Origin of the sequence: Pseudochrobactrum albidum (genome assembly GCF_051851455.1) — a bacterium.
GTDB lineage: Bacteria > Pseudomonadota > Alphaproteobacteria > Rhizobiales > Rhizobiaceae > Pseudochrobactrum.
Genome location: NZ_JBPVTR010000018.1, coordinates 75,175 through 100,397, shown reverse-complemented (window position 1 = coordinate 100,397; position 25,223 = coordinate 75,175). Strand labels below are relative to the sequence as shown.

22 protein-coding genes are annotated in these 25,223 nt (G+C 52.4%); 12 read left to right on the top strand and 10 right to left on the bottom strand.

What is annotated here, in order from left to right; genetic code table 11:
* Positions 1-286: 286 nt before the first annotated feature.
* The 5 genes from ACSTTO_RS03345 to ACSTTO_RS03325 all read left to right on the top strand — a co-directional run bounded on the left by ACSTTO_RS03345 (position 287) and on the right by ACSTTO_RS03325 (position 4,915).
* A complete protein-coding gene (locus tag ACSTTO_RS03345; protein WP_439271718.1) occupies positions 287-1,033 on the top strand; it encodes an N-acyl amino acid synthase FeeM domain-containing protein in 747 nt (248 codons plus the stop codon).
* 184 nt (positions 1,034-1,217) lie between these two features.
* Positions 1,218-1,442: an aa3-type cytochrome c oxidase subunit IV gene (locus tag ACSTTO_RS03340; RefSeq protein WP_439271717.1), complete on the top strand. Its 225-nt coding sequence runs from the start codon at positions 1,218-1,220 to the stop codon at positions 1,440-1,442.
* A gap of 325 nt (positions 1,443-1,767) precedes the next feature.
* Positions 1,768-3,090 (top strand): Re/Si-specific NAD(P)(+) transhydrogenase subunit alpha, encoded by a 1,323-nt coding sequence (locus ACSTTO_RS03335; protein ID WP_439271716.1) that lies wholly within the window; start codon positions 1,768-1,770, stop codon positions 3,088-3,090.
* Entirely contained in the window at positions 3,087-3,503 is a 417-nt protein-coding gene (locus tag ACSTTO_RS03330; RefSeq protein ID WP_439271715.1) for an NAD(P) transhydrogenase subunit alpha part 2, read from the top strand. The genes ACSTTO_RS03335 and ACSTTO_RS03330 overlap by 4 nt, the downstream gene beginning before the upstream one ends.
* 11 nt (positions 3,504-3,514) lie before the next feature.
* Positions 3,515-4,915 carry an NAD(P)(+) transhydrogenase (Re/Si-specific) subunit beta gene (locus ACSTTO_RS03325; RefSeq protein ID WP_439271714.1) on the top strand — a complete coding sequence of 467 codons (1,401 nt, stop codon included), beginning with the start codon at positions 3,515-3,517 and terminating at the stop codon, positions 4,913-4,915.
* A 177-nt stretch (positions 4,916-5,092) separates the two neighbouring features.
* Here ACSTTO_RS03325 and ACSTTO_RS03320 read toward each other — a convergent pair whose 3' ends face one another.
* Entirely contained in the window at positions 5,093-6,412 is a 1,320-nt protein-coding gene (locus tag ACSTTO_RS03320; protein ID WP_439271713.1) for an NAD(P)H-dependent oxidoreductase, read from the bottom strand.
* 472 nt (positions 6,413-6,884) lie between these two features.
* On the opposite strand from ACSTTO_RS03320, the gene ACSTTO_RS03315 reads away from it, so the two are divergent.
* Complete coding sequence (locus ACSTTO_RS03315; RefSeq protein WP_439271712.1) at positions 6,885-7,358, top strand: MaoC family dehydratase; 474 nt, start codon at positions 6,885-6,887, stop codon at positions 7,356-7,358.
* A 4-nt stretch (positions 7,359-7,362) separates the two neighbouring features.
* On the opposite strand, the gene ACSTTO_RS03310 is transcribed toward ACSTTO_RS03315, so the two are convergent.
* From ACSTTO_RS03310 to ACSTTO_RS03290, 5 genes are all read right to left on the bottom strand, one after another.
* Positions 7,363-8,529: an alpha/beta hydrolase gene (locus ACSTTO_RS03310; RefSeq protein WP_439271711.1), complete on the bottom strand. Its 1,167-nt coding sequence runs from the start codon at positions 8,527-8,529 to the stop codon at positions 7,363-7,365.
* A gap of 231 nt (positions 8,530-8,760) precedes the next feature.
* Positions 8,761-9,318: a sarcosine oxidase subunit gamma gene (locus tag ACSTTO_RS03305; protein WP_439271710.1), complete on the bottom strand. Its 558-nt coding sequence runs from the start codon at positions 9,316-9,318 to the stop codon at positions 8,761-8,763.
* A complete protein-coding gene (locus ACSTTO_RS03300; protein ID WP_439271709.1) occupies positions 9,311-12,313 on the bottom strand; it encodes a sarcosine oxidase subunit alpha in 3,003 nt (1,000 codons plus the stop codon). The genes ACSTTO_RS03305 and ACSTTO_RS03300 overlap by 8 nt, the downstream gene beginning before the upstream one ends.
* Entirely contained in the window at positions 12,310-12,657 is a 348-nt protein-coding gene (locus ACSTTO_RS03295; protein ID WP_439271708.1) for a sarcosine oxidase subunit delta, read from the bottom strand. The genes ACSTTO_RS03300 and ACSTTO_RS03295 overlap by 4 nt, the downstream gene beginning before the upstream one ends.
* Positions 12,658-12,668: 11 nt before the next feature.
* The gene (locus tag ACSTTO_RS03290) at positions 12,669-13,922 is read right to left on the bottom strand and encodes a sarcosine oxidase subunit beta family protein (RefSeq protein WP_439271707.1); all 1,254 of its coding nucleotides are present in this window, start codon (positions 13,920-13,922) and stop codon (positions 12,669-12,671) included.
* A gap of 594 nt (positions 13,923-14,516) precedes the next feature.
* On the opposite strand from ACSTTO_RS03290, the gene rpsU reads away from it, so the two are divergent.
* The 3 genes from rpsU to ACSTTO_RS03275 all read left to right on the top strand — a co-directional run bounded on the left by rpsU (position 14,517) and on the right by ACSTTO_RS03275 (position 16,673).
* The gene (rpsU, locus tag ACSTTO_RS03285; protein WP_439271706.1) at positions 14,517-14,744 is read left to right on the top strand and encodes a 30S ribosomal protein S21; all 228 of its coding nucleotides are present in this window, start codon (positions 14,517-14,519) and stop codon (positions 14,742-14,744) included.
* A 580-nt stretch (positions 14,745-15,324) separates the two neighbouring features.
* On the top strand, positions 15,325-16,173 hold the full coding sequence (locus ACSTTO_RS03280) for a tetratricopeptide repeat protein (protein ID WP_439271775.1): 849 nt from the start codon (positions 15,325-15,327) through the stop codon (positions 16,171-16,173).
* Positions 16,174-16,262: 89 nt separating this feature from the next.
* A complete protein-coding gene (locus tag ACSTTO_RS03275) occupies positions 16,263-16,673 on the top strand; it encodes a VOC family protein (protein ID WP_439271705.1) in 411 nt (136 codons plus the stop codon).
* 66 nt (positions 16,674-16,739) lie between these two features.
* Here the strand turns inward: ACSTTO_RS03275 and ACSTTO_RS03270 are convergent, their stop codons facing one another.
* From ACSTTO_RS03270 to pbpC, 4 genes are all read right to left on the bottom strand, one after another.
* Positions 16,740-17,405 (bottom strand): methionine ABC transporter permease, encoded by a 666-nt coding sequence (locus ACSTTO_RS03270; RefSeq protein WP_439271774.1) that lies wholly within the window; start codon positions 17,403-17,405, stop codon positions 16,740-16,742.
* Complete coding sequence (locus ACSTTO_RS03265) at positions 17,386-18,396, bottom strand: methionine ABC transporter ATP-binding protein (RefSeq protein ID WP_439271773.1); 1,011 nt, start codon at positions 18,394-18,396, stop codon at positions 17,386-17,388. The genes ACSTTO_RS03270 and ACSTTO_RS03265 overlap by 20 nt, the downstream gene beginning before the upstream one ends.
* A gap of 201 nt (positions 18,397-18,597) precedes the next feature.
* Positions 18,598-19,449 carry a MetQ/NlpA family ABC transporter substrate-binding protein gene (locus ACSTTO_RS03260; protein WP_439271704.1) on the bottom strand — a complete coding sequence of 284 codons (852 nt, stop codon included), beginning with the start codon at positions 19,447-19,449 and terminating at the stop codon, positions 18,598-18,600.
* 442 nt (positions 19,450-19,891) lie between these two features.
* Positions 19,892-21,964, bottom strand: a complete 2,073-nt coding sequence (pbpC, locus tag ACSTTO_RS03255; protein ID WP_439271772.1) for a penicillin-binding protein 1C — start codon at positions 21,962-21,964, stop codon at positions 19,892-19,894.
* 162 nt (positions 21,965-22,126) lie between these two features.
* Between pbpC and ACSTTO_RS03250 the strand changes: the two genes are divergently transcribed.
* The 3 genes from ACSTTO_RS03250 to ACSTTO_RS03240 all read left to right on the top strand — a co-directional run bounded on the left by ACSTTO_RS03250 (position 22,127) and on the right by ACSTTO_RS03240 (position 25,222).
* On the top strand, positions 22,127-23,026 hold the full coding sequence (locus tag ACSTTO_RS03250) for a LysR family transcriptional regulator (RefSeq protein WP_439271703.1): 900 nt from the start codon (positions 22,127-22,129) through the stop codon (positions 23,024-23,026).
* A 109-nt stretch (positions 23,027-23,135) separates the two neighbouring features.
* Positions 23,136-23,657, top strand: coding sequence for a formate dehydrogenase subunit gamma (locus tag ACSTTO_RS03245; RefSeq protein WP_439271702.1), 522 nt, complete (start codon positions 23,136-23,138; stop codon positions 23,655-23,657).
* Positions 23,654-25,222, top strand: a complete 1,569-nt coding sequence (locus ACSTTO_RS03240) for a formate dehydrogenase beta subunit (RefSeq protein ID WP_439271701.1) — start codon at positions 23,654-23,656, stop codon at positions 25,220-25,222. The genes ACSTTO_RS03245 and ACSTTO_RS03240 overlap by 4 nt, the downstream gene beginning before the upstream one ends.
* Position 25,223 lies beyond the last annotated feature (1 nt).

Sequence of the window (25,223 nt, the reverse complement as noted above, 5' to 3'; positions counted from 1 at the left end):
ACAGGCGCCTTTGGCGCTGTTTCTGAAGACCGATAAAATGATTTGCCGGTGTGAGCTGGCTGAAAAATAAAAAAATTTTAATTGTTTGTTTTTGGACTCTTGCTTTTTTACGCACATAAAGGGAAATGATTATCAATATATCCGCATGTTATTCGCATCGCAGATATAGAGTAATGCCTGTAATGGTATGGAGTTTCCTGAAGATTCAGTATTTGCCTGCTGAAATGTGCATTTGTGCATGGCGGGCTATGATCATGCTGAATTTACCGGCAGCGGACAAATATATATGACGGTCTCACAAACGGCTGCGGCAGCACCGGTTCTTTCTAATTTTGCCCGGCATATGCTGGAATTTCTCGACAGGGTGGAATACCGGCGGGTTATCCATGCGGAAGATCTCGAAGAGATTGGCAGGTTGCGCTATCGCTCCTATATGACGCGCAATGTCATGACCGATAATTGCCTTGGCACTATTATTGATGATGTTGATCGCGATCCGCAGGCCTATGTCTATGGTGTGTATATTGACGGGATTCTGGTCAGCACCTTGCGCATACATTACATTACCGCAGATCACCGCATTGGCACCAGTGTCAAGCTGTTTCCGGATGTGCTTGAGCCGATGCTTGATCAGCAACTGAGTTTTGTAGACCCAACCCGTTTTGCTGCTGATCCTGTCTATCTGACGGAGTTTCCTGCAATTCCTTATCTTACCTTGCGTATTGCTGCGATGGCATCAGAGCATTTTAACGCGAATTTTTGTCTTGCCGCCGTTAAACCTGAGCATATGGCTTTCTATAAACGTATTTTTGGCTCGCAAATGCTGGCCGATCCGCGTGATCATGAGGGTTATGGCATACAGGTGGGGTTGGGGGCTGCGGCGGTCAGCTCGATTCGTGATGCAGTGGCGATAAGATTTCCTTTTTTCAAATCGCAAGTTCATGAAAGACGCAATATGTTTGCAGATATTGGGCAGGGCAATATTCCGCTGACCATTCTGCCAACGGCAAAATATACCGGACTTGGTGCCTGAGCGGGCTTTTGCGCGTGCACCAGATTGCCTTGCTGCAGATTGTCGCAAGGGGAGATTGGTGCGGATACTTGCTTGTGGGCAGATAATTGTATCAACTGGATGTTATCCGGAACATGCCAATTTTGACCCGGATAACAGGCAGACGGGAAAGCGTTGCAGATATTGACCTTGGGAGGGGTAAGCGATGTCCAGAATACCACATGGTTCTGCTGAAATGGGGATGGGAGCGCCGATGGATTATCCTGAGCATGAGCGCACCTATCAGGGTTTTACCAAATTGGTGAAATGGGGAATAATCACTCTTTGCGCTGTGCTGATCTCAATGGCTTTTGCCTTTTTTGCTGCGGGCTGGTTCTCGGGGCTTATTTTGTTTGTGCTGATTATTGCGGCTGCGTTTTTTCTGGCCTGAGTTGTTGCAAATGCCCTCTATTACCTGTGCCGCCTGCCAAACGCGGCGCAGGAAAAGTGCTTTTGAAAGCCTGTCAGGATAATAATTGATAATGATTGCCTGTGTATAACAACAGATTGTTCTGTGTGCGACATCTGTTTTGCGGGGTTATCCTGCCCGATTTACCAGGATTGTGCGTATTTTCGATCACATCAGGGATTTTTTTGCATAATGGCTATTGCAGCCTGATTTTTCCGTGATTTACTGCCCTCGTTCAAAATTGTGCCAGGCGCGAAGCATGGGCCGTTTTTTGAAATGATTGGGGATAAGGAAAGAGAGGGCAGTTTTGTCTCAGGTAATATTCATTCCTGTTGAAACTGATCCGGTTGAAACACGAGTGGCGGCAACGCCGGAAACCGTGAAAAAGCTGATCAGTTCCGGATTTAAAGTTATTGTGGAAAGCGGTGCAGGTCTTGCCTCGCGCATTACCGATCAGGCATTTGCCGATGCCGGTGCCACGCTTGGCAAAACTGCTGATATCAAAACCGCAGATATTATTTTGAAATTGCGCCGTCCGTCTGAGGCGGAGCTTAAAAATTACAAACAGGGCGCTGTGCTCATTGCGATGCTTGATCCATACGGGCATGAGGGGGCGGTTGCCGCAATTGCCAAAGCGGGGCTTACCGCTTTTACCATGGAATTTATGCCGCGTATTACCCGCGCGCAGGTGATGGATGTGCTCTCTTCACAGGCCAATCTTGCCGGTTATCAGGCGGTGATTGATGCGGCGGCGGAATATGACCGCGCCATGCCGATGATGATGACTGCAGCCGGTACCGTGCCCGCAGCCAAGGTTTTTGTCATGGGGGCAGGGGTTGCAGGCTTGCAGGCCATTGCAACGGCGCGCCGTCTGGGTGCTGTGGTCACTGCAACCGATGTGCGCCCTGCAGCTAAAGAACAGGTGGCATCGCTTGGTGCAAAATTTGTGGCCGTTGAGGATGAGGAATTCAAGGCTGCGGAGACAGCGGGCGGTTATGCCAAGGAAATGTCGAGCGACTATCAGGCAAAACAGGCCGCATTGGTGGCAGAACATATTGCCAAACAGGATATAGTGATTACCACCGCGCTTATTCCGGGGCGTGCAGCGCCACGCCTTGTGAGTGCTGCTATGGTTGCCAGCATGAAACCCGGCTCCGTATTGGTGGATTTGGCGGTTGAACGCGGCGGCAATGTGGAAGGCGTTGTGGCAGGCCAGATCACGGAAGTGAATGGCGTGAAGATTGTTGGTCATATGAATATGGCCGGCCGCATTGCGGCTTCTGCCTCGCAGCTTTATGCACGCAATCTGTTGTCATTTCTTGAAACATTGGCTGACAAGGGCACATTGGCGATTAATTTTGAGGATGAGCTGGTTAAGGCAACCTTGCTGACCCGTGACGGCGCGATTGTGCATCCGGCTTTTGCTGAGCGTGCGGTGGCTGGCGGCGCTGCAAAACCCGCGCCCCAAAAAACGCCAGTGAAAAAGGCAACACCGAAAAAGACAGCCCCGAAAAAGACAACACCGAAAAAGGTTACGCCGAAAAAGGTTGCGGAAGAAGTTATTGCTGAAAAACCGGCCGCAAAGGCCGGCACAAACGAGAAAGCCGGCGGTGAAGGAGGTGAGGCATGAGTGCGGAAACTTTGAAAGAGGCGCTTGGGCAGGTTGATCAGGCGGTTGAGAATCTGCGCTCTGTGGCGGAAAATCTGGGTAATGCGGATTCCATCAGCAATGCCGTGCATGCGGCCAGTGGCGGGGTGATTGATCCTTTTGTTTTCCAGTTGGCAATTTTCGTATTGTCGATCTTTGTCGGCTATTATGTGGTCTGGTCGGTAACGCCCGCCTTGCACACACCTTTGATGGCTGTGACCAATGCAATTTCCTCGGTGATTGTTGTGGGTGCGCTTCTGGCTGTCGGGCTTTCACTTTCCGGCTGGGCTACCGGTTTTGGTTTTGTAGCCCTGATACTGGCCAGTGTTAATATTTTCGGCGGCTTTCTGGTTACCCAGCGTATGCTTGCCATGTATAAGAAAAAAGATAAGTGAGGGGCGTGGATATGAGTGTTAATCTGGCAGCCTTTCTTTATCTTGTCTCAGGCGTGTTGTTTATTCTGGCATTGCGCGGACTTTCTCATCCAACAACCAGCCGTCAGGGTAATTTTTATGGTATGCTCGGCATGGGCATTGCCATTGTCACCACTCTGGTGCTGGCGCAGCCGTCTTTTGGCGGTCTGGCGCTGATCGTGCTGGGGCTGGCAATCGGCGGGGGTATCGGCGCAGTTGTGGCCAAACGTATTGCCATGACCGCCATGCCGCAACTGGTGGCGTTCTTTCACTCGCTGGTTGGCCTTGCCGCGGTCATGGTGGCTGCAGCCGCGCTTTATTCACCACATTCTTTTGGAATTGGTGAGGTTGGCACCATTCATGCGCAGGCTTTGGTGGAGATGTCGCTTGGTGTGGCCATTGGCGCCATCACCTTTACCGGTTCAATTATTGCCTATCTTAAACTTGACGGACGCATGTCCGGCAAGCCGATCATGCTGCCATCGCGCCATATGATCAATGCCGCATTGGGTGCAGCCATTGTGGTGCTGGTTATTATGCTGGCAATGACCGAGAGCCATCTGGTGTTCTGGGTAATTGTGGTTTTGTCGCTGCTGTTTGGCGTGCTGATTATTATTCCGATCGGTGGTGCGGATATGCCGGTGGTGGTGTCCATGCTCAATTCCTATTCGGGCTGGGCTGCGGCTGGCATCGGCTTTACATTGGGCAATCTGGCGCTGATCATTACCGGTGCTCTGGTTGGTTCGTCCGGTGCTATCCTGTCTTACATTATGTGTAAGGGTATGAACCGCTCATTCATTTCCGTAATCCTTGGCGGTTTTGGCGGAGATGCGGCGGCTGGCGGTGCCGGTGGCGAAGTTGAGCAGCGTCCGGTTAAGCAGGGCTCGGCCGATGATGCAGCTTTCATCATGAAAAATGCTTCCAAGGTTATTATTGTACCGGGCTATGGTATGGCTGTGGCACAGGCACAACATGCCTTACGTGAAATGGCCGATAAGCTGAAGGAAGAGGGTGTAGAGGTTAAATATGCCATTCATCCGGTGGCAGGGCGTATGCCGGGGCATATGAATGTGCTTCTGGCTGAAGCTAATGTGCCTTATGATGAAGTCTTTGAGCTGGAGGATATCAATTCTGAATTTGCGCAGGCAGATGTGGCTTTTGTGATTGGTGCAAATGATGTGACCAATCCGGCTGCAAAGACCGATCCGCAATCACCGATTTTCGGCATGCCTATTCTGGATGTCGACAAGGCCGGAACCGTGTTGTTTATCAAGCGCGGTATGGGCTCTGGCTATGCCGGTGTCGAGAATGAATTGTTCTTCCGTGACAATACGATGATGTTGTTTGCTGATGCGAAGAAGATGGTTGAAAATATTGTCAAGGCACTGGAATAAACAAGATCATAATAAAGATTGAAGAAAAGGCGGCCTTTGGCCGCCTTTTTATTATTGTGTTCTTATAAAATATTTCTGCCGTCTTTTGTTGGTTTTTCAAATATATAGCAGGCAAATGCCTCTGTTGTCAGTTGCTTGTTTCTGTACCTTGATGCGGAGATTCAACGAATGCGCAGCCTATTGGCCATAAATCAGCTTGTCCTGACGGGCGCGCAGTTCCGCAAGACGGGAGCCGGCCGGCAGGCAGGCATTATCATAGGTGATAAGCTCACCCTTCTGGATTGGTTTGGTGGCTGTTGCACCTGTGAGCATGCCGCAGGGAATGGCTCCGGCCGCGCGGGCTTCACCTGCGGTCATGATCCATGCGCGGTAGCAATATTCACCAATCGCATCCAGCGTTTCACCGGCAGCTATATTCTTTTTGGCCACGGCAGCCACCTCTGCCACAGGTTTGTCCAGCGGCACCATATCCGGCTTGCCATAGAGCACAACGCGGGCACAGGTCAGCGGTACTTCCAGCGATGTCAGGTGATATGGACGGTGGAAGGTGAAGTAAGGGCCTTTGCCCATTTTCAGATCTTCCATGCGCTCAGTAATGCGCGGGTGGGACATATCGGCCACCACAAACACGCCCGGTGCCACCCCCTTGCCAATGGTGTAATCCACCACACCGGTTTTTGAGAGCACACCGCCGTCTTTTTCCGGAATAAGTGTGGAAGAGAGCTGGTCAAGGGTGGCGGCAGGGCCATGCATGCCGGCAATATCGGGCACAAGGCCGGTGGCATTGGCAATGGCTGCCATTTCAACCATGGTTTTGGAGCCGTCAACAAATTCCACCAGCAGGCGCACATTCATATTCCGCCGTGCGGCTTCTTCCATATAATTATCAGGGATTGCATCAATATTAAGCGGGTTGTTCTTGCCCTTGCCGGCGGCAACAACAGGGTGGCCCATTGCCGTGACAAATTCGATAAGCTCCATACAGGCAGAAGGCTCATCGCCGGCGCCAAGTGAATAAGTGACGCCAAGACGGTCGGCCTCGCGTTTAAGATAAGCGCCGATAGTGACATCTGCTTCAACATTCATCATGACAAGGTGTTTGCCATGTTCCATGGCGCGCAGGCCGATTTCCGCCCCGACGGCAGGAATGCCGGTCGCATCAATCACCACATCAATCTGCTCATTATTCAAAATAAGGTCTGCATTGTCTGTAACAGCAATTTTATGGGCTGCAAGCGCAAGGCTCAGGTCAGAGCCGGATGTGATCTCGCGGGCATGTCCTTGTTCGCCATAGGCAATCTCTGCGGCTTTTAGAGCGCGTTCAGGCCTGTTTTCAGAAATTGCGCCAATCTCGATGCCGGGCATATGGGCAACGCGGGTTACAATATCCGTACCCATTTCCCCGCAGCCGATCAGCCCGATGCGGATGGGTCTGCCGGAATCTGCGCGGGCTTTCATATCGCGGGCAAGCCCGGTGAGGGCGACATTGGTGGCCATTTTTATTCTCCGCATCTGTTGTTTTACGGCTGACATACCAGTCTGATAATGACACCTATAAAAGACTGGTTTGAAATTCAATCTGTTTGGGCTCATCAGCCATCTCATCAGCACATATCAAGGGTATAAAGTGCCGGACAGGATGATGATAAGCGGAATTTGACGATTTATGACCGCAACAGGAGCCGGTTGATAGTGCGCGGCTTGCCGCAGAGGCTTTTTGTAATATCTGTGCCTGTTATAATATACCGGTTCCGGATGATCCTGCAGCCTAATATGCGGGAGAGAAACAGGCAGATATTATGCTCTGACCGGCGAATTGCGCAGCAATTCGCCGTATAGCTGCGGATAGAGTTATAAAAACACAGGCAAAAGCTTTTGGAAAAAGCTGCCAAAGTTGTTTATAGCACCCGGCAAGAGATAAAGAATAATATTTTCTGCAATGGTGATTCCGTTATAAAGGTTGGTAATCATGAAAGATGCGATCACTCTGGATCAGCTGCGCGAAGCAATCGGCACGGAAATCGGCTGTTCTGAATGGCGGCTGGTGACTCAGGAAATGATCAATCAGTTTGCCGATGCAACGGATGATCATCAATTTATCCATGTTGATCCGGAGCGCGCTGCGGCAGAAACCCCTTTTGGCGGCACGATCGCTCATGGTTTTCTGACCCTGTCCCTGCTTTCCACTCTGGCTTTTGAGGCGCTGCCTATGTTGCAGGGCGCTACAATGGGTATTAATTATGGTTTTGACAATGTGCGTTTTATGTCTCCGGTAAAAACCGGCACTCGTGTGCGCGCGCGTTTTAAACTGGCAGATGCCGATATCCGGCCTTCCGGCCGCGTGGTCAATCATTATGATGTGACGCTGGAAGTGGAGGGGCTGGCCAAGCCGGCTTTGACAGCGCGGTGGCTGACCATCGCTGTCGTTCCTCCCCAGGGCTGAGGTTTCACTGCAGCTTATCAAGCGGTGCGGGCTGATCCGGATAATTTTCCAGCAATGATCTGAAGGCAAAGGGCCCGTGCAGAAACATGCCGATATCATAGGCATTTTTTTGCTGACTGCCGGAAATAAACAGCAAATGCATTTTGAAAAAATTACCCTTGGCCTGCTTATAGCGGGCAGGGGAATGAATATGTTTGAACCGGATATGGCGGATCAGCGGTGCATTTTGCGTGGTAATCTTCAGGGCTTGTGCCGGATCGGAATCATAAAAATGAATAATATCGGTCAGTGCCTGAAACTCTGCCCAGAAAACCGGACTGTGATTGAGAAGCAGGCGCACATCTTCCCGCAGGCTTCTTGCATGCGGATGCAGGGCAATCATCAACAGGCAGGAGCCGGCGGCAAGCAATGAGACCGGTTGTTTGCGCAACAGCTCGGGTTCTGTGCGCTCAATTTCTGCCAATGCCTCAATGGCGGGCACCGTGCCAAGGCTGTGCCCCATAATGATAACCTCATCCGCATCGATTGCGCGCAATTTTTCAGCAAGCATTTGTGCAAAAGCCTGTTTACGTGCAAGCAGTGCGGCATTTTTGTTGTAAATCCGGTCATAGGCGGCTGACCAGTCATCCAGCAGATAGGAGATGAACAGTTTTTCATCGCGTGCTTTTATCAGGCGATTGCAAATGACAAGTGCAAGCGGCAGCGACCACAGCATATGCCATGCGGAAAAACCCGCCAGAACCGGTGCTGCCGTTATGCCGAGTGTCAGGGTCAGCAATGCCAGCACCATTAAAAACGGCCACAGAAAAAACAGCACAAAGCGCCAGCTGGTGCGGCCGTAACGCCATAGTGTGCCGGTCAACAGAATGTTGAGAAAAGCGCGACTGCCGGTAAAAAGGCGAAGAGGCAGGGAGCGTGCCGCATAATCATCAAAAATATCAGCAGTGCCAAACTGGCAGAACTCGCTTTGTGTGCGCCAGTTTTTTGCCTGTACGACAATTTGCATGGCTGCACTGCCATTCTGCTCGGCGGACATAGGCGACAGTGTGGTTTTGGTGCCCCAGAGCTTGTCAAAATCACTCATGATTTTGCGGTGCCGGATGCGAACAGCTTTGGGGTGGAGCCCCTCATAGCCGGTAAAATTGACAATGAGGCGTTTTTGAATGGTCATGAAGATGGCTTGTAAAAATGAATGCGTGAGGCCGTGTGTTTACTGTAAAATGGCGCAAATGAGTGATCACTTTTAATTTGATGATTTCCCGTTGATTTAAAAAACAAAAGCGCCGCGTCAAAAGTGTGACGCGGCGCTATAAAAGTGAATTATGACGCTTTGAGGACATTTAAAGCAATAAGCTTAAAACAGTTTCACATTTGTTGTCTGCAAATGCTTTAACGGGCTGTTTTAAACCGCTGCATCCAGCGCCCCTTCACTCAATAAGGCAAAGACATAAGCAGCGAAGGAGCGCCAGCATTCCACGCGGAATTCTGTCTCGGAGAGGCGCCAGAGCACGATTTCCGCCTTGCCGAAAATTGTGCGCGATGCAGCGCCGACAGGAAAGACGGTCAGTGACAGATCCTGAGGGCAACCGGCATTGATGGTTGCCTCTGCGCCTTCGCCTGAGACAAGGATAGCCGTGTTGCGGTGTGAAATATCTGTCGCGGAATGAAGGATATCCACACCCTGCAAATCGGCAAAAGGCGATTTTCCGCCGGTATCAATCACCAGCCATTCATCCGGCCCGAGCCATAAGGCTGAACGCGTGCCTTTGGTGGCGCTGTGTTTTGGCTGCTGCGGCAGGGAAACGCCGAGAATTTTGGAAAGGGCGGCAATATCAGCGGCACGGGCGCGCAGCGAGATACGCTCTGCCGGTTCTGCCGCTGTGATCTGCACCGCATTATTGCCAGTGCGGCACTTGCCTAAAACGGTGACGCGCTGTGCGGTTATTTCTGATTTAGACATGCAGGCGCTCTCCCTTTTCGTCAATAAAGACGGGGCTCGTTACTTCAACTTGCAAGACACGGTCATTCATCGGCACATAAAGGGTTTTGCCATGCAGGTTAAATCCGTCCTGTACCACTGCCATGGCAATGGAGCGCCCCAAATTGGCCGACCAATAGGCCGAGGTGACATGACCAAGCATTGTCATCGGTTTGGGCTGGTTGGGGTCTGCCACAATCTGCGCCCCTTCTTCCAGCACTGTATTCGGATTTTGTGTGAGGAGGCCAACCAGCTGTTTGCGGCCTGTCTTCACCAGATCAGGGCGGCGCATACCGCGAATACCAACAAAATCGGTTTTCTTTTTGGAAACAGCCCATGCAACACCGGCATCATGGGGTGTTAGTGTGCCATCCGTATCCTGACCAACAATAATATAGCCTTTTTCCGCGCGCAGCACATGCATGGTTTCTGTGCCATAGAGGCAGGCGCCCATGGATTGTGCCTGCTCCCATACGGCTTCAATCACCGATTGGCCGTAATCGGCCGGCACGTTGATTTCAAAGCCGAGCTCGCCGGTAAAGGACATGCGGAACAGGCGGCAAGGCACGCCGCAGAATTTACCTTCCGCCACACTCATATGCGGGAAGGCCTCGTTGGAGATATCAATGCCCTCAACAAACGGCGCGATAATCTCACGCGCTTTTGGCCCTTGCACGGCAATCACCGCCCATTGCTCGGTGGTGGAGGTGAGCCAGACATTGAGATGCGGAAACTCGGTCTGGAGATAATCCTCCATATGGTTGAGCACACGCGGCGCACCGCCTGTTGTGGTGGTTACGTGGAAACGGTCATGTGCCATGCGGCCAACCACGCCGTCATCCATTACAAAGCCGTCTTCACCGGTCATGATACCATAGCGGCAGCGCCCTGGTTTCAGCGTATCCCAGGCATTGGTATACATGAGATTGAGGAACTTTGCCGCATCGGGCCCCACAACCTCGATTTTGCCAAGGGTGGAGGCATCAAAAATCCCGGCAATTTCACGCACGGTTTTGCATTCGCGTGCAACCGCATCATGCATGGTCTCACCCGGTTTCGGATAATACCAGGCGCGTTTCCAATTGCCGACATCTTCATAAACCGCACCGTTTTTCTCTTCAAAACGGTGCATGGCTGTGTGGCGTGCCGGATCAAACAGATGATCGCGCGAGGCGTTGATCAGCGTGCCAAAACTTACCGGCGTATAAGGTTGGCGGAAAGTGGTGAGGCCGACCTGCGGGATCGGTTTATCCAGCGCCTCAGAAGCGATTGCCAGCCCGTGCATATTGGACATCTTGCCCTGATCGGAGGCCATGCCATTGGTGGTGAAGCGTTTGATATGCTCGATAGAATGCATGCCCTCCCGCACAGCATTGCGGATATCCTTGGCGCAGACATCATGCTGAAAATCAATAAAGGCTTTTACATTGCTGTCGGGGCCTGCACCGGCTGTTGTGCCCACCATGCCGCCGCTCCAGCTATAGGCCGTTTTTGCGGTGATTGCGGGGCTCTCCTGCACCTTGCCGCCAGACGGACTGGTGGCAAGCCCTGCATCGGTGCCGGCCCTGACAGCTTCGTCAACCATTGCCTGCACATCATCTGTGCCGTTGCATGCGCCCACGCAAATGCAATCTTGCGCATAAATATCCGGCAGAAAACGCTGTTTTGTTTCATCAAAGCGCAGCTTGCCGCGTGATTGTGAAAACAGATGCACCGATGGTGTCCAGCCGGCGGAGGTGATCAGGGCATCAATAGCATATTTGCGGCCTGATTTTGCGCCATTGGTGGCAACGGTCATGGATTTGACACGTAACCTGCCGCCAACGGTTAATACGCAATGATTGGTCAAAACCGGAATATTCAACCGGCGGGCTTCGGCCAGCACCGCTTCGCCCGGATAGGCGCGGCTATCCACAATCACCGGAATATCAATACCGGCATTTTTCAGATCAAAGGCGGCTTCATAGGCACTGTCATGGGCGGTGAAAACGCCAATATTTGAGCCGACAGCCACACCGAAATGATTGAGATAGGTGCGGGCGGCAGAAGCCAGCATCACACCCGGGCGGTCATTATTGGCAAACACCATATGCCGCTCAATAGAACCATTGGCGAGGATAACACGTTTGGCACGCACCTGCCATAAACGTTCACGTGCAGTGTTTTTTTCTGGTTGTGCAATGTGATCGCTAACCCGCTCAGCAAGCGCCACAAAATTATGGTTATAATAGCCAAAAGCCGTGGTGCGGGTGAGAAGGCGTACATTGGGCATGGCGCATAATTGTGCGGCTGTGTCCTGCGCCCAGTCAAAACCATCACGCCCGTTGATTTGCGTGCCGTTTTCATGATGCAGGGCACCGCCAACCTCCGGTTGTTCATCACAGAGAATAACTTTGGCTCCGGTGCGTGCAGCGGCAAGAGCGGCGCTCAGACCCGCAACACCGCCGCCGACAACCAGCACATCGCAATGCTCATAACGGCCTGCATAGCGATCGGGATCCGGTTCTGTCGGGGTAACGCCAAGCCCTGCTGCACGGCGGATAACCGGCTCATAGAGCTTTTCCCAGGCTTTTTTGGGCCACATGAAGGTTTTGTAATAAAAGCCTGCTCCGAAGAATGGCGAGAATAAATCATTCACCGCGCCAATATCGAAAGATAAGGACGGCCAGCGATTTTGGGATTGCGCCTGCATACCGTCAAAAACTTCCTGCACGGTGGCGCGCACATTGGGCTGGCGGCGGGATTTATCGCGGGCAATATCCAAAAGCGCATTCGGCTCTTCCGGACCGCTTGAGAGAAAACCGCGCGGGCGGTGATATTTGAACGAACGCCCGACCAGATGAATATCATGGGCAAGGAGTGCAGAGGCGACAGTATCACCGGCCAATGCGGTATAGGTTTTGCCATCAAAGGTGAAACGGGCGGTTTTTGCCGGGATTAAACGGCCTTTTCCGGTAATGCGTTTTGAGCCGCTCATTGACCACTCTCCCTGATCGCAGAATTTTTGCCCTGTGTGGCAGAGTTTTTGCCCTGTGTGATTGTGTTGAGGTCAGGCTTTGGCTCGCCGGTTTTATAGGTGACAAGAAATTTATCACTCACCGTATCGCGCGCTGCGTTGAAGAAGCGCCCGCAGCCGTGAATATGCCGCCAGCGTTCAAAAATCACACCTTTGGGATTGTCGCGCCAATAGAGAAATTCCACAAATTCCTCGTCTGAAAGCTCGGTTATATTGGCCGGACGGACAATATGGGCATCATGAGCATTACGGAACTCCAGTTCCGAGCGGTCTTCACCGCAATAGGGGCAATGGATCAGTAACATGGGCGGGTTCCTTAATGCGCAACTGCGGCAGCGGCTGCCTCGTCGATCAGGCGACCGGTGCGGAAACGATCAAGCGTAAAACCGGCAGCAAGCCGGTGCGGCTCGCCGCGGGCGATCAGATGGGCAAATAAATGGGCAGAGCCCGGCGTTGCCTTGAAACCGCCGGTGCCCCAGCCTGCATTGATGAACAGGTTCGGCACAGGGGTTTTGCTCTGGATTGGGGCGCGGTCGACAGTATTATCGGTAACACCGCCCCATTGGCGCATCATTTTTACCCGCCGGAACATCGGAAACAATTCGCAAATTGCGTCCAGCGTATGGGTGATGATCTGCAAGCCGCCGGTCTGGGAATAGGAATTATATTGATCCGTGCCCGCGCCAATAACAAACTCCCCCTTGTCTGACTGAGAAATATAGGCATGCACACTGTTGGACATGATCACACAGGGGACAATCGGCTTCATCGGTTCTGAAACCAGCGCCTGCAGTGGCGAGCTTTGCAGCGGCACACGCACATCAGCCATATTCATAATGACCGATGAATGACCGGATGCGGAAACCCCGATTTTTTTGGCGCCGATAAAGCCGCGATTGGTTTCGACGCCGCTGACACTGCCATCTGCATTGCGGCGAATGCCGATTACCTCGCAATTCTGGATAATATGCACGCCGCGGTCTGAGGCGGCACGGGCATAGCCCCAGGCAACAGCATCGTGGCGGGCTACGCCGCCGCGGCGCTGCAAGGCTGCGCCATTGATAGGATAGCGGGAATTTTGCGAAATATTCAGCGGCGGGCAGTAGGCTTTTGCCTGTTCGGGGGTGAGCCATTCATTGTCAATGCCATAGAGGCGGTTGGCATGAATATGACGCTGGAATGATTGTTTATCGTGAATATTATGCGACAACATCATCACGCCGCGCGGTGAGAACATCACATTATAATTCAGTTCCTGCGACAGGCTTTCCCACATTTTGAGCGAATGCTCATAAATATTCATACTCTCTTCATAGAGATAATTGGAGCGGATAATGGTGGTGTTGCGGCCGGTATTGCCGCCGCCGATCCAGCCCTTTTCCAGTACCGCAATATTGGTAATGCCGTGCTCCTTGGCCAGATAATAGGCTGCGCCAAGGCCATGGCCGCCGCCGCCGACAATAATCACATCATAGCTGGCACGCGGTTCCGGCGAAGTCCATTGCGGTTCCCAGCCCTTATTTCCGCGCAGTGCTTCACGGGCAACTGCAAATACTGAAAATTTACGCATAATGTTCCCTCTTTGGGAGCGGTGTATTTTGTCCCGCTTGTCTCCTTTATAACTAAACCAGATGACGACAGTAACTTTGCCATTTTGCGACGGGTTATGGCGTTTGAAATACGGGGGCAGGGGAATTTTGATAAAAACGGACAGTAAGGCCGCTTGGTGGAAATTTTATTGGCGGCCGGCCTGCCTGTTTGCGGCCTTGCCTGTTGAAAGACCTGTTGAAAGGTTTAAGAGAATCTCTGCCTGCTGGTCAGAGAATCTATGCAAAGCCGCGCTGAAATTGCCGGCATATTTGTGTCGGAGAAAAGAAATTTTATCAATTTTTTGCAAAACAGGGGTGATTTTAAAGGCTGAAACTGTAATAATAGCGTCAATAAAGCCTGACAGGCTGTGTGTTGGCGGATTCTGTGTGGACAATTGCGTCAGATACTGCTAGACGGCTCACGAATTTGCATCGGAAGGCCGTTGCGAAGTCTTAAGATTTGTCAGCCATAAGACGGCTCCCTTACCGGAACTGCCAGACTGAGTTTTCTTCGACGCTCACCAGTGCCTTCAGGCTAAACTGAAAAATCTAACTGAAACGGAACGGGATTACACGTGCAGGTACTCGTACGCGATAATAATGTTGATCAGGCTCTCCGCGCATTGAAGAAAAAAATGCAGCGCGAAGGTATTTTCCGCGAAATGAAAATGCGCGGTCATTATGAAAAGCCGTCTGAAAAGCGCGCTCGCGAAAAAGCTGAAGCTGTTCGCCGCGCCCGTAAGCTGGCTCGTAAGCGCGCACAGCGTGAAGGTCTGGTAGGCGGCCGCGTAGCAGCCCGCTGATAAAAGGTGCCGGCGGTTTAACTAACCGGCCGGCGGCTTTGTTGCCGGGCATTGGCTTTTTGTGGCTTATTGGCCGGTTTGTCTCAGCCTGATGACAGGTATGGGACTTATATTTTCAGGCAGCTGGAAATTGATTTATAATATGCTGGTTCATAATCATCTGATTGTGCCTTTTGCTGAAAGTTTTTTAACGCAATATAACAGCATCATTATAAGATTGAGCACACAGGGATGTTTGCATCACTGCAAAACAGTTTTAAGGTGGGGTGATTTTCACTTCCGCCTTTTTCTGTGTGGCTATGAAGTTGATAATTGATTGTATTATTGGGGGTGGCATTTCAGCGGTCTGACAAATTGCTGATTGACGCAATTTCAGCAAGATAGGTAGTTTTCTGGTGAAATTGCCTGATATGCCGGAGTGAAATATTCCGATGAGGCGCGTGTCAAGGCTGCTGTTGGGACATTTCTGTTTTTTACGGAAATGATGAAATGTTCTGATTCTTTATTTTTACGCATTATCCGAACGCAAAACCGCTCGCACTTTTGCCGGAAATGCTCAGGGAGACCGAATATGGCGTCTTTGGAAATTATCGACAGGGCTTCATCCGTGCGGAGCACTTTTTTGCAGCGCGCATTGTTTGTTGCAGCCTCTGTTTCCGTTTTGGGTGTGGCAGGCTGTCAAAGCACATCCAATTCTATTTTAAATCCAATTGATCTGGCACAGGGCTCCAGTGAAAATATCGGCTCCCTGACAAGGGTGATCCAGAATAATCCGCGTAATCCTGAAAGTTACAATGTGCGCGGTTCGGCCTATGGCAAGGCAGGGCGCTACCGTGAGGCGCTGAAGGATTTTGATACGGCAATCCAGCTGGATCCTAATTATTATCAGGCCTATGCCAATCGCGCCCTGATCCAGCGTTATCTGAAAAATGATGTTGCCGCGGTGGAGGATTATAGCCGCGCCATTCAGATCAATCCGCAATATGATGCCGCCTATATCGGCCGTGGTAATGTTTATCGTCAGGCGGGCAGGCTTGATGAAGCAATGCTTGATTTTAACCGTGCCATCCAGCTGGATACGACCGATGGCCGCGCCTATCATAATCGTGGCCTGATCTATCAGGCACGCGGCCAGCACAAAAAGGCGATTGAGGATTTTTCGGCTGCCGCCTCGCTGCAATCCAATGCGCCGGAGCCTTATAACGGGCGTGGTATTTCCTATGCCGCTCTTGGCGATTATGATAATGCCTTTGATGATTTTAACACGGCAATCGGTCTTGATGACAAGGTGGCGGAGAGCTGGGCCAATCAGGCGCTGGTTTATGAGCACCGCGGCGACAGGAAGCGTGCTGCCGCATCTTACGCGCGCGCTGTGCAGCTTGATCCGCAATATAAGCCTGCCAAGGACGGGTTGAGCCGCACACGATAAAAGCCGACAGGGTGATGATGTAAAAGAGCCGCAGGATATGATTTCCGGCGGCTCTTTTTTTATAGCATAAGTGCGTTATATTATTTGCTATGTCTTTATTTGATCATGTCGGCTTTGATAGCCGTAATATTACAGATTCCTATCGTTTTTACTCCGGAACCATGAAAATTCTGGAGCTTAAAGTTTTACAAACATCTGATAATTTGTTTTTTATCAGCGGCGATGCACATGATCCCATGCCGTTTATCCGTATTTGTGCGGCGCATGACGAAAATGCGCAAGATGCGGATATTCATCCTGCAAACCGGCTATATCTCAAATTCAGGGCAGAAAGTCAGGCGCAGGTTGAGGCTTTTTATCATGCTGCGCTGCAGGCAGGCGGCAAGGATAACAGCGCGCCTTCCTATCAGGGGCCGCAGGAGATGGGATATTTCGTGGCGTTGGTTTATGACCCTGATGGCAATACTATAGAGGTTGGCGTGCATGAGCCGCGCATATAGTTGTGTTTAAAGACATTATAAAAGGCCGGTCTGTAGCCGGCCTTTTTACTGGATTGCAGATGATTATCAGCGTTTTATGCTGCGTTTATCAACCTTTTGCACCAATTTGTCGCCTGCCCATTGAATGAGGCAGACAAGAATGATCAGAACGGCAACAACTGCGGCCATAACCGGATAGTTGAAACGCTGATAGCCATAGCGGATTGCGAGATCGCCAAGCCCGCCGGCGCCGATTGCGCCGGCCATGGCAGATGCGCCGATCAGCGTAACGATGGTTACAGTAAAACCGGCAATCAGCCCCGGCATGGATTCCGGTATCAACACATCGCGAATGATTGTGTGGCGGTTGGCGCCCATTGAGCGCGCGGCCTCGATCAGGCCGTGATCAACTTCACGCAGGGAAACCTCTGCCATACGCGCATAATAGGGAATGGCGGCAACGGACAAGGGCACGATGGATGCCCATGTGCCAAGCGCGGTACCCATGATCAGCCGTGTGAAGGGAATGAGTGCCACCAGAAGAATGATGAAAGGCACAGAGCGGAATGCATTGACGATTGCGCCGATGATACGGTTGACAAAAAGGTTCTGCATCAGGCCGTTACGATCGGTCAGCACCAGAAGAAGCCCCAGCGGCAGGCCAAAAATCAGCGTGAAAAAACAGGAGAAACCGGTCATGATCAGGGTTTCGCCAAGCGAGCGCCAGAGCAGATCAAGCATTGCGGGTGTCAGGAACTGGAACATATCCGGCAATCTCCGTTTCATCACAAATTGTTTGCAGAAAAGCCGTGGCTTTTTGCAGTGCCGAGGCATTGCCCGCAGGTAACCCGAGAAACAGGGTGCCGACAGGTTGCCCCTGAACAGTATCAATACCGCCATGAATAAGGCGCGCATTCAGGCCGCAGGCCTGTGCAATATCTGCCATGAGCGGCTTTTGTGCCGCCGCACCGGAAATACGGATGCGGATAATGGCTTCAGCTGCAGGCTGTTGCTGCAGAATGGCGGCAATGCTTTCGGGCAGGGCAGGGGTGAGCATCTGTAAAAGATTTTTGGTGGTTTCGGCCTGCGGACGGGCAAAAACCTCCCAGACAGAGCCTTGTTCGGCAATCGTGCCGTGATCGAGAACAATGACACGGTCTGCAATGCTGCGGATCACATCCATTTCATGGGTGATGAGCAAAATCGTCAGGCCGAGTTTTTGGTTGATATCTTTCAAAAGCGCCAGAATGGATTGTGTGGTTTCCGGATCAAGGGCTGAGGTGGCCTCGTCCGAGAGCAGCAGGCTTGGTTTTGCCGCTAATGCGCGGGCAATGCCGACGCGCTGTTTCTGGCCGCCGGAGAGTTGTGCCGGATAATGCTGCGCACGGTCAGACAGGCCGACAAGCTCCAGCAATTCATCTACCCTTTTGCGGCGCTCTTCTTTAATGATGCCGGCAATTTTAAGCGGCATTGCAATATTTTGTGCCACGGTTTTGGCTGACATCAGGTTGAAATGCTGGAAAATCATGCCGATGCGGCGGCGCACCGGTTGCAACTGATTTTCGCTCAGGCCGGTAATTTCCTGCCCCTCTATAATCACAGAACCACTATCGGGGCGCTCCAGCCCGTTGAGGCAGCGGATCAGGGTTGATTTTCCGGCTCCGCTGCGGCCGATAATGCCAAGAATTTCACCGCGTTTTACTGAAAGGGAAATATTATTGACGGCCGGTGTGGAGCCGAACATGCGTTTAATATTTAAAAGTTTGACAACCTCATCATCAGCGCCGGATGAGGGCGGTTGCGTTGGTTTATTATTATTGGGAGCTGAAGTAACCACTTTATCCCCGGGTTTTTGTTCAATTAAAAGATGCAAATTCAAGTGCAAAACGGTCCGGAAGATCCGGACCGTTTACATTACAGGATAAGCTGATGCAAAAACCAGCTTTTATTCCCAGGCCGGAATGCCGGTGCCCTTATAGGCGCGGTCGAGCTCGGCCTTGACCGGTTCATTCTGGAATGCAGCCACAAGCGGTTTTACCCAGTCAGCATCCTTGTCTTCCGTGCGCACAGCGATAAAGTTGCGATAAGGATTGTTTTCCTTGGATTCCCAGCCGATTGCATCCTTGACCGGATCAAGCCCCGATTTTGCCGCCCAGTTATTGTTGACCACCGCAGCATCAAGATCATCAATGGAGAGGCCGACAACGCCGGCATCGAGTTCCTTGATCTCGATTTTCTTTGGATTTTCAACAATATCAATCGGGGTTGCAAGAATACCGGCATCCGGATTGAGTTTGATCAGCCCTTTGCTTTCAAGCACACGCAGGGCGCGGCCTTCATTGGTGGGGTCATTGGGCACACCGACAATGGCGCCCTCTTTAAGATCCTCAAGCTTTTCAACCTTGCGGGAATAAATGCCGATCGGCCAGAGCGCCGTATAGCCGACAACCGAGATTTTATAGCCATGCTGCTTGATCTGTTCATTCAGATAAGGCTCATGCTGGAAAGCATTGGCATCAATCTCCTTACGCTCCAGCGCCTCATTGGGCTGGGTGTAATCATTGAAGACAACGGTTTCGATTTTCAATCCGTTTTTGGCTGCCTGTTCTGCGGCAACTTTCCAGACATCTTCATCTTCTCCGCCCATAATGCCGACTTTAACAGTTTTTTCCCCGGCCTGAGCCGTTAGCGGAGCGGCAAGAGCAACGCTCATGGCAACAGCGGAAAGCAGCATCATTTTCATGCCGGTGCGGCGCGAAATTAAGGTTCTAACGCGGGCGATATCTGACAACGACATTGCTGTTTTCCTTTTATGTTTGATGAGACGCGAAATCAGCGTCAAATTATTTCTCCAAACGCCTGCCGGTTTTCTCCATCGGGAGGGCGGCAATGCGTATGATCCCATTCTTCACAGAACGGGCTGCGATAACAAGAAACAATAATCTATGAATTCATAATTATTAGGATAATTTTGCGTAATTTTTAATTTTAACAAATAAAACTATCGCAGATAAATATATGTTTATATTTATCATTGTATGTACAGTGATATCTGGCTTGTATTTTCGGAATCGATCAAGCGAAAATATCGCGCCATTGCGGCGCGGCTATTGTGGTTCCGGCACATAAAAAGTGGCAAAGGCGTGGTAAAAACCACGCCCGAAACAAGGTTTTAAAAGGCTGATATAAAGCTGCAAGATTGATGTTAAGCTGTCAGGCAGGGGCAAAATGCGCTGTCATCAGTCGATAAAAATCCGAACGCTTGCAGCACGTCCTGCCGCATCAATCACCGTAAGGGTGGAGAAGCCCGCACCATCCGGCTGCCACAGGCCGGTGCGTTTGCGTGAGGTTTTTGGCAGTGGTTTGCCATTGGCCAGCCAGAGAAAAGGCGCACGGCCGCCTTGCATTTTTAGTGCGAGCGGTGCTGTTGTGCCGTCTTGTTTATTGGTCAGCTCAATGCGGGCGCCTTCCGGCGGATAGAGGATTTGCGGCGCCGGCTCCCGCACGGAAGCGCTTACAAGAGCCGAGAGATGAGGGGTAAAACGGCGCAGAGAAATCGGCAACTCCGCTTGTGCCAGCCGCATTGTGCCTGCAGGCGCCGGTGCCAGAGGGGTAAAACCGACACCGGATTTTGCAAAAGCTTCAAACAGGATCGGAGCGGCGGAACCATAGCCGCTCAGGCCGGGCACGGCACTGTTATCGGCACGGCCGGCCCAAACGCCCAGCACATAGCGGCCATCAAAACCGATTGACCATGCATCACGATAACCATAGCTGGTGCCGGTTTTATAGGCGAGGCCGCGTTGCAGGCTGCCAAGCGGAGGCTTAACCCCTGCCAGCACATCGGCCACCTGCCATGCGGCTGCTGGTTGCAGCAACGGCTCGCCACTGATTGCCGGACTGCCATTTTGCCAGCGGCCGTCTACACCATTGGAGATAATAACCGCCTTGCCGCGATTGGATAGCGCAGTGTAGAGCTGCACCAGATCTTTGAGGCTGATGCCAAGCCCGCCAAGGCCGATTGCCAGCCCCGGGCTTTCCCCCGGCGGCAATGTGGTTTTAACCTGTGCGCGGCGCATGCGCACCATCAGCCTTGTTGCGCCCACACTATCCAGCAGACGGACGGATGGCACATTGAGCGACAGCTGCAAAGCCTCACGCACGGTTACATCGCCTTGATAATTCATATCAAAATTGCGCGGGCGATAGCCGGAAAAATTAGTTGGCCGGTCTTCAATAATGGTTCCCTGCATCACCAGACCATCTTCAAAGGCCAGTCCGAAGATAAAGGGCTTGAGCGCGGAGCCGGGGGAGCGTTGCACATCTGTCATATCAATCCAGCCGCTGCGGCCGGAATCGAAATAATCGGATGAGCCGACCTGCCCGATAATTTCGCCGCTCATTGCATCGGCCATAACCATGGCAACAGAAATTTTAGGGCCAAGCCGCTTGGCTGCATCCCGTGCCACGGTTTCCAGTGCCTGCTGCACGGAGCGCTTCAGTGAGACATGATGCATATTGGCTGCGGGATTTTGGCGCAAAGCCGCCTCACTTACATGGGCAGCCAGTGCCGGCAAGGGCAGGCGATGTGCGGGCACAGCCAGACGGGCGGCGCGCTCTGCCTCATCCTTGCCGAGCAGTGTTGTAACGGTGAGCCGGTTCAGCACACGATCGCGCGCGGTGCGGGCATTATCGGGGTAGCGATCCGGGCGGCGGCGTTCCGGCAATTGCGGCAAGGCAATCAATAATGCGGCTTCGGATGTGGTGAGGCGGCGTGGTTCCTTGCCAAAATAAGCAAGGCTTGCCGCACGAATACCTTCAAGATTCCCGCCAAAAGGGGCAAGGGTAAGATAGGCATCCAGAATTTCATCCTTGCTGAGGCGGCGCTCAATCTGCAGGGCGCGCAACATCTGGCGCAGCTTGGCAGTGAGCGAGCGTTCGCTGCGCGGTTCAATCAGGCGTGCAACCTGCATGGACAAGGTGGAGCCGCCGGAAATAATACGCCTGTTACGCACAAGCTGAATAACAGCACGCAACATTGCCCGCGGGTCAATACCGGCATGGCTGCGAAAACGCTGATCCTCATAGGCAATCAGCATTGCAATAAATTGCGGGTCAACATCCTCTCTGGTTGCGGCAAGCCGCCAATGGCCTGACGGAATTGCAAAAGCGCGTAACAGCCTGCCATCACGATCCAGCACCTCTTTGGATGTGTGGCGGACAATCTCCAGCGGGGGCGGGAAAGCCTTGTCGAGAATAAGAAGGCTTGCCAAAAACACACTGATAAAAACGGCGGTGCCAGTGAGCGCCATGATCAGCCGGACAGAAACAGGATGTTTATAAGGTTTCAGGGCTTTATCCAAAATCCGTCTCCGCCTGCCGGGCAGGCATGATCAAAGCATAACCGGTTGTGCTACAGATTGTGCCGGAGGTCTTTTGCTGCATATAACTGGTTAAAAATAACGGGGAACACCATGATCGACAAGCTTGAATATTTTATCGCCCTTGCGCGGGAAAAGCATTTCGGGCGCGCTGCGGAAGATTGCGGCATCACGCAGCCCACGCTTTCTGCCAGTATCCGCCAGCTTGAGGATATGCTGGGGGTGATGCTGGTGCAGCGCGGTTCGCGTTTTCAGGGGCTGACACCGGAAGGTTTGCGGGTGCTGGAATGGGCGCGCCGCATTGTTGGTGATGCACGCACCATGAAAGAGGAAATGCGTGCAGCGCGCTTCGGCCTTGGCGGGCATATCCGCATTGCGGCTATTCCCACAGCTCTGGCGATGGTTCCGCAATTAACGACACCCTTTCGTGAAAAACATCCGGATGTCACTTTTACGGTGATTTCCCGCACCTCGGTGGAAGTGCTGGCCGCGCTTGATAATTTTGATATAGATGCGGGTATCAGTTATCTGGATAATGAGCCGCTTGGAAAGGTAACGGCGGTGCCGCTATATCGGGAGCGGTATCAGTTGATCACATCGGCAGGCAGCCGCTTTTCAGAGCGTGAAAGCGTCACATGGAGCGAGGTCGGCAATCTGCCGCTCTGCCTTTTGACCACAGATATGCAAAACCGGCGCATCATAAACCAGCATCTGGAGCAGGCGGGTGTCAATGTGCAGCCAACGCTTGAGTCCAATTCCATGATTGTGCTGTTTTCTCATATCCGCACGGGCAAATGGGCAAGCATTATGCCACTCAATCTGACACATATTCTCGGCTTTAGCGAGCCGATCCGCTCCATTCCCATTGTCGAGCCGCAGGCGAGCCACAGTGTGGGGCTGATTGCTGCTCATCGTGAACCCCATACCCCCCTGATCGCCGCCCTGCTCCATGAGGCAAGGGCACTCTCCAGGCAGATGATGATTTCGATGTGATTGATTTTTTCTATCGCTTGACGGATTTCGCTTATTGAACTTGGTGCTTAGTTTTGATCTGTTCTAGATTGGGGATAAAAATAAAAGGTGACAGGAGGGCTTGATATTCATGTCAGGCATATATCCGGAGCAAAAGCGCAGTGGTAACGGCGTTGCAAAGACAGTGCCGGGTTCTGATACGCTCGCGCGGGCAATAGATGTTATCAATGAATATAAGGCCGTTGAAGGGCCGCTATTGCCGATCCTGCATGCCATACAGGAAGAATTTGGCTATGTGCCCGCAGAAACATTGACGCTGATTGCGCAGGTGCTCAACCTGTCGCGCGCGGAAGTGCATGGTGTCATGACTTTCTATCACGATTTTCGTGCGGCACCTGCAGGGCGCCATGTGATCCGCCTGTGCCGCGCCGAGGCCTGCCAGTCGATGGAGGGGGATAAGATAGCCACAGCAGTGCAGAAATTGCTGGGCATTGGCTGGCACCAGACGACTGCTGACGGCAAAGTTACTCTGGAGCCGGTTTATTGTCTTGGCCTGTGTGCCTGTGCGCCTGCCGCGCAAATAGATGACCGGCCGGTTGGCCGCCTTACAGAGGCAAAAGCACAGAAGATAATTGCGGAGGCGCGGGCATGAGTGTGAAAATCTATGTGCCTTGTGATGCTGCAGCGCTTGCCCTTGGTGCCGATGAGGTGGCGGCTGCGCTTGCACAGGAGGCTGTGCGGCGGGGCGAGGATATCAGGCTGGTGCGCAATGGCTCACGCGGGATGATCTGGCTTGAGCCGCTGGTGGAAGTGGAGACGGATCAGGGGCGTGTGGCCTATGGCCCTGTTGATGTTTCAGATGTTACATCGCTTTTTGACAGTGGCTTTTTGCAGGGCGCTGCGCATCCGCTTTGTCAGGGGCTGACAGAAGAGATCCCGTTTTTAAAGAAACAAACCCGTTTGACCTTTGCCCGTTGCGGTGTGACTGATCCCTTGTCGCTGGAGGATTACCGCGCCCATGACGGATTGAAGGGCTTGCAAAAGGCTATTGCCATGCAGCCTGCGGAAATCGTGGCGCAGGTTACGGATTCCGGCTTACGCGGCCGCGGTGGCGCCGGTTTTCCGACGGGGATCAAATGGAAGACGGTTCACGATACGCAAAGCCCGCGTAAATATATTGTCTGCAATGCCGATGAGGGCGACAGCGGCACTTTTGCTGATCGTATGATCATGGAAGGTGATCCGTTTGTGCTGATTGAGGGGATGGCTATTGCCGGTATCGCGGTGGGAGCCACGCGGGGCTATCTCTATACGCGTTCGGAATATCCTCATGCGATTGCCATGATGCAGCAGGCCATAGCGATTGCCCGCAAGGCCGGCATACTTGGCGCATCGGTTATGGGTTCGCATTTTGCCTTTGATATGGAGGTGCGCACCGGTGCCGGTGCCTATGTCTGCGGTGAGGAAACCGCACTTCTGGAAAGCCTTGAAGGCAAACGCGGCCTTGTGCGCGCCAAACCGCCGCTTCCTGCTCATAAAGGGCTGTTTGGCATGCCAACGGTGATTAATAATGTGATTTCGCTCGCTTCTGTTCCGGTGATTATGGATAAGGGTGCGGATTTTTACCGTGATTTTGGCATGGGGCGGTCACGGGGCACCATTCCGTTACAGATTGCCGGTAATGTTAAATATGGCGGGCTGTTTGAAACCGCTTTTGGCCTGACGCTGGGTGAAATTGTTGAGGTTATCGGCGGGGGAACCGCAACCGGACGTCCGGTCAAGGCGGTGCAGGTTGGCGGGCCGCTCGGGGCTTATTTCTCCCGCAGCCTGTTTGATACGCCGTTTGATTATGAAGCTTTTGCAGCCAAAGATGGCCTGATCGGCCATGCCGGTCTGGTTGTTTTTGACGATCAGGCGGATATGCTGAAACAGGCGCGGTTTGCATTTGAATTCTGCGCCATAGAATCTTGCGGAAAATGCACACCGTGCCGCATCGGCTCAACCCGCGGGGTTGAAGTGATTGACCGGCTGGCAGCCGGTATTGAATGTGACACGCAGATCGAAATTCTGACCGATCTCTGCCAGACAATGAAATTCGGCTCCCTTTGTGCGCTGGGCGGATTTGCGCCTTATCCGGTGATGAGTGCGCTTAAACATTTCCCGCAGGATTTTCGCCCGCAACCTGTTGACCGGCATCTGGCACAGGCAGCGGAATAGG

Excerpts from the sequence above, each read along its gene's own strand:
- ACSTTO_RS03295 (WP_439271708.1), bottom strand. The coding sequence starts at position 12,657 with ATGTTACTGATCCATTGCCCCTATTGCGGTGAAGACCGCTCGGAACTG.
- ACSTTO_RS03330 (WP_439271715.1), top strand. The coding sequence starts at position 3,087 with ATGAGTGCGGAAACTTTGAAAGAGGCGCTTGGGCAGGTTGATCAGGCG.
- ACSTTO_RS03315 (WP_439271712.1), top strand. The coding sequence starts at position 6,885 with ATGAAAGATGCGATCACTCTGGATCAGCTGCGCGAAGCAATCGGCACG.
- ACSTTO_RS03240 (WP_439271701.1), top strand. The coding sequence starts at position 23,654 with ATGAGTGTGAAAATCTATGTGCCTTGTGATGCTGCAGCGCTTGCCCTT.
- ACSTTO_RS03325 (WP_439271714.1), top strand. The coding sequence starts at position 3,515 with ATGAGTGTTAATCTGGCAGCCTTTCTTTATCTTGTCTCAGGCGTGTTG.
- ACSTTO_RS03300 (WP_439271709.1), bottom strand. The coding sequence starts at position 12,313 with ATGAGCGGCTCAAAACGCATTACCGGAAAAGGCCGTTTAATCCCGGCA.
- ACSTTO_RS03250 (WP_439271703.1), top strand. The coding sequence starts at position 22,127 with ATGATCGACAAGCTTGAATATTTTATCGCCCTTGCGCGGGAAAAGCAT.
- ACSTTO_RS03345 (WP_439271718.1), top strand. The coding sequence starts at position 287 with ATGACGGTCTCACAAACGGCTGCGGCAGCACCGGTTCTTTCTAATTTT.
- ACSTTO_RS03340 (WP_439271717.1), top strand. The coding sequence starts at position 1,218 with ATGTCCAGAATACCACATGGTTCTGCTGAAATGGGGATGGGAGCGCCG.
- pbpC (WP_439271772.1), bottom strand. The coding sequence starts at position 21,964 with ATGGCGCTCACTGGCACCGCCGTTTTTATCAGTGTGTTTTTGGCAAGC.
- ACSTTO_RS03245 (WP_439271702.1), top strand. The coding sequence starts at position 23,136 with ATGTCAGGCATATATCCGGAGCAAAAGCGCAGTGGTAACGGCGTTGCA.
- ACSTTO_RS03260 (WP_439271704.1), bottom strand. The coding sequence starts at position 19,449 with ATGTCGTTGTCAGATATCGCCCGCGTTAGAACCTTAATTTCGCGCCGC.
- ACSTTO_RS03290 (WP_439271707.1), bottom strand. The coding sequence starts at position 13,922 with ATGCGTAAATTTTCAGTATTTGCAGTTGCCCGTGAAGCACTGCGCGGA.
- ACSTTO_RS03265 (WP_439271773.1), bottom strand. The coding sequence starts at position 18,396 with ATGTTCGGCTCCACACCGGCCGTCAATAATATTTCCCTTTCAGTAAAA.
- ACSTTO_RS03305 (WP_439271710.1), bottom strand. The coding sequence starts at position 9,318 with ATGTCTAAATCAGAAATAACCGCACAGCGCGTCACCGTTTTAGGCAAG.
- ACSTTO_RS03310 (WP_439271711.1), bottom strand. The coding sequence starts at position 8,529 with ATGACCATTCAAAAACGCCTCATTGTCAATTTTACCGGCTATGAGGGG.
- ACSTTO_RS03275 (WP_439271705.1), top strand. The coding sequence starts at position 16,263 with ATGTCTTTATTTGATCATGTCGGCTTTGATAGCCGTAATATTACAGAT.
- ACSTTO_RS03320 (WP_439271713.1), bottom strand. The coding sequence starts at position 6,412 with ATGGCCACCAATGTCGCCCTCACCGGGCTTGCCCGCGATATGAAAGCC.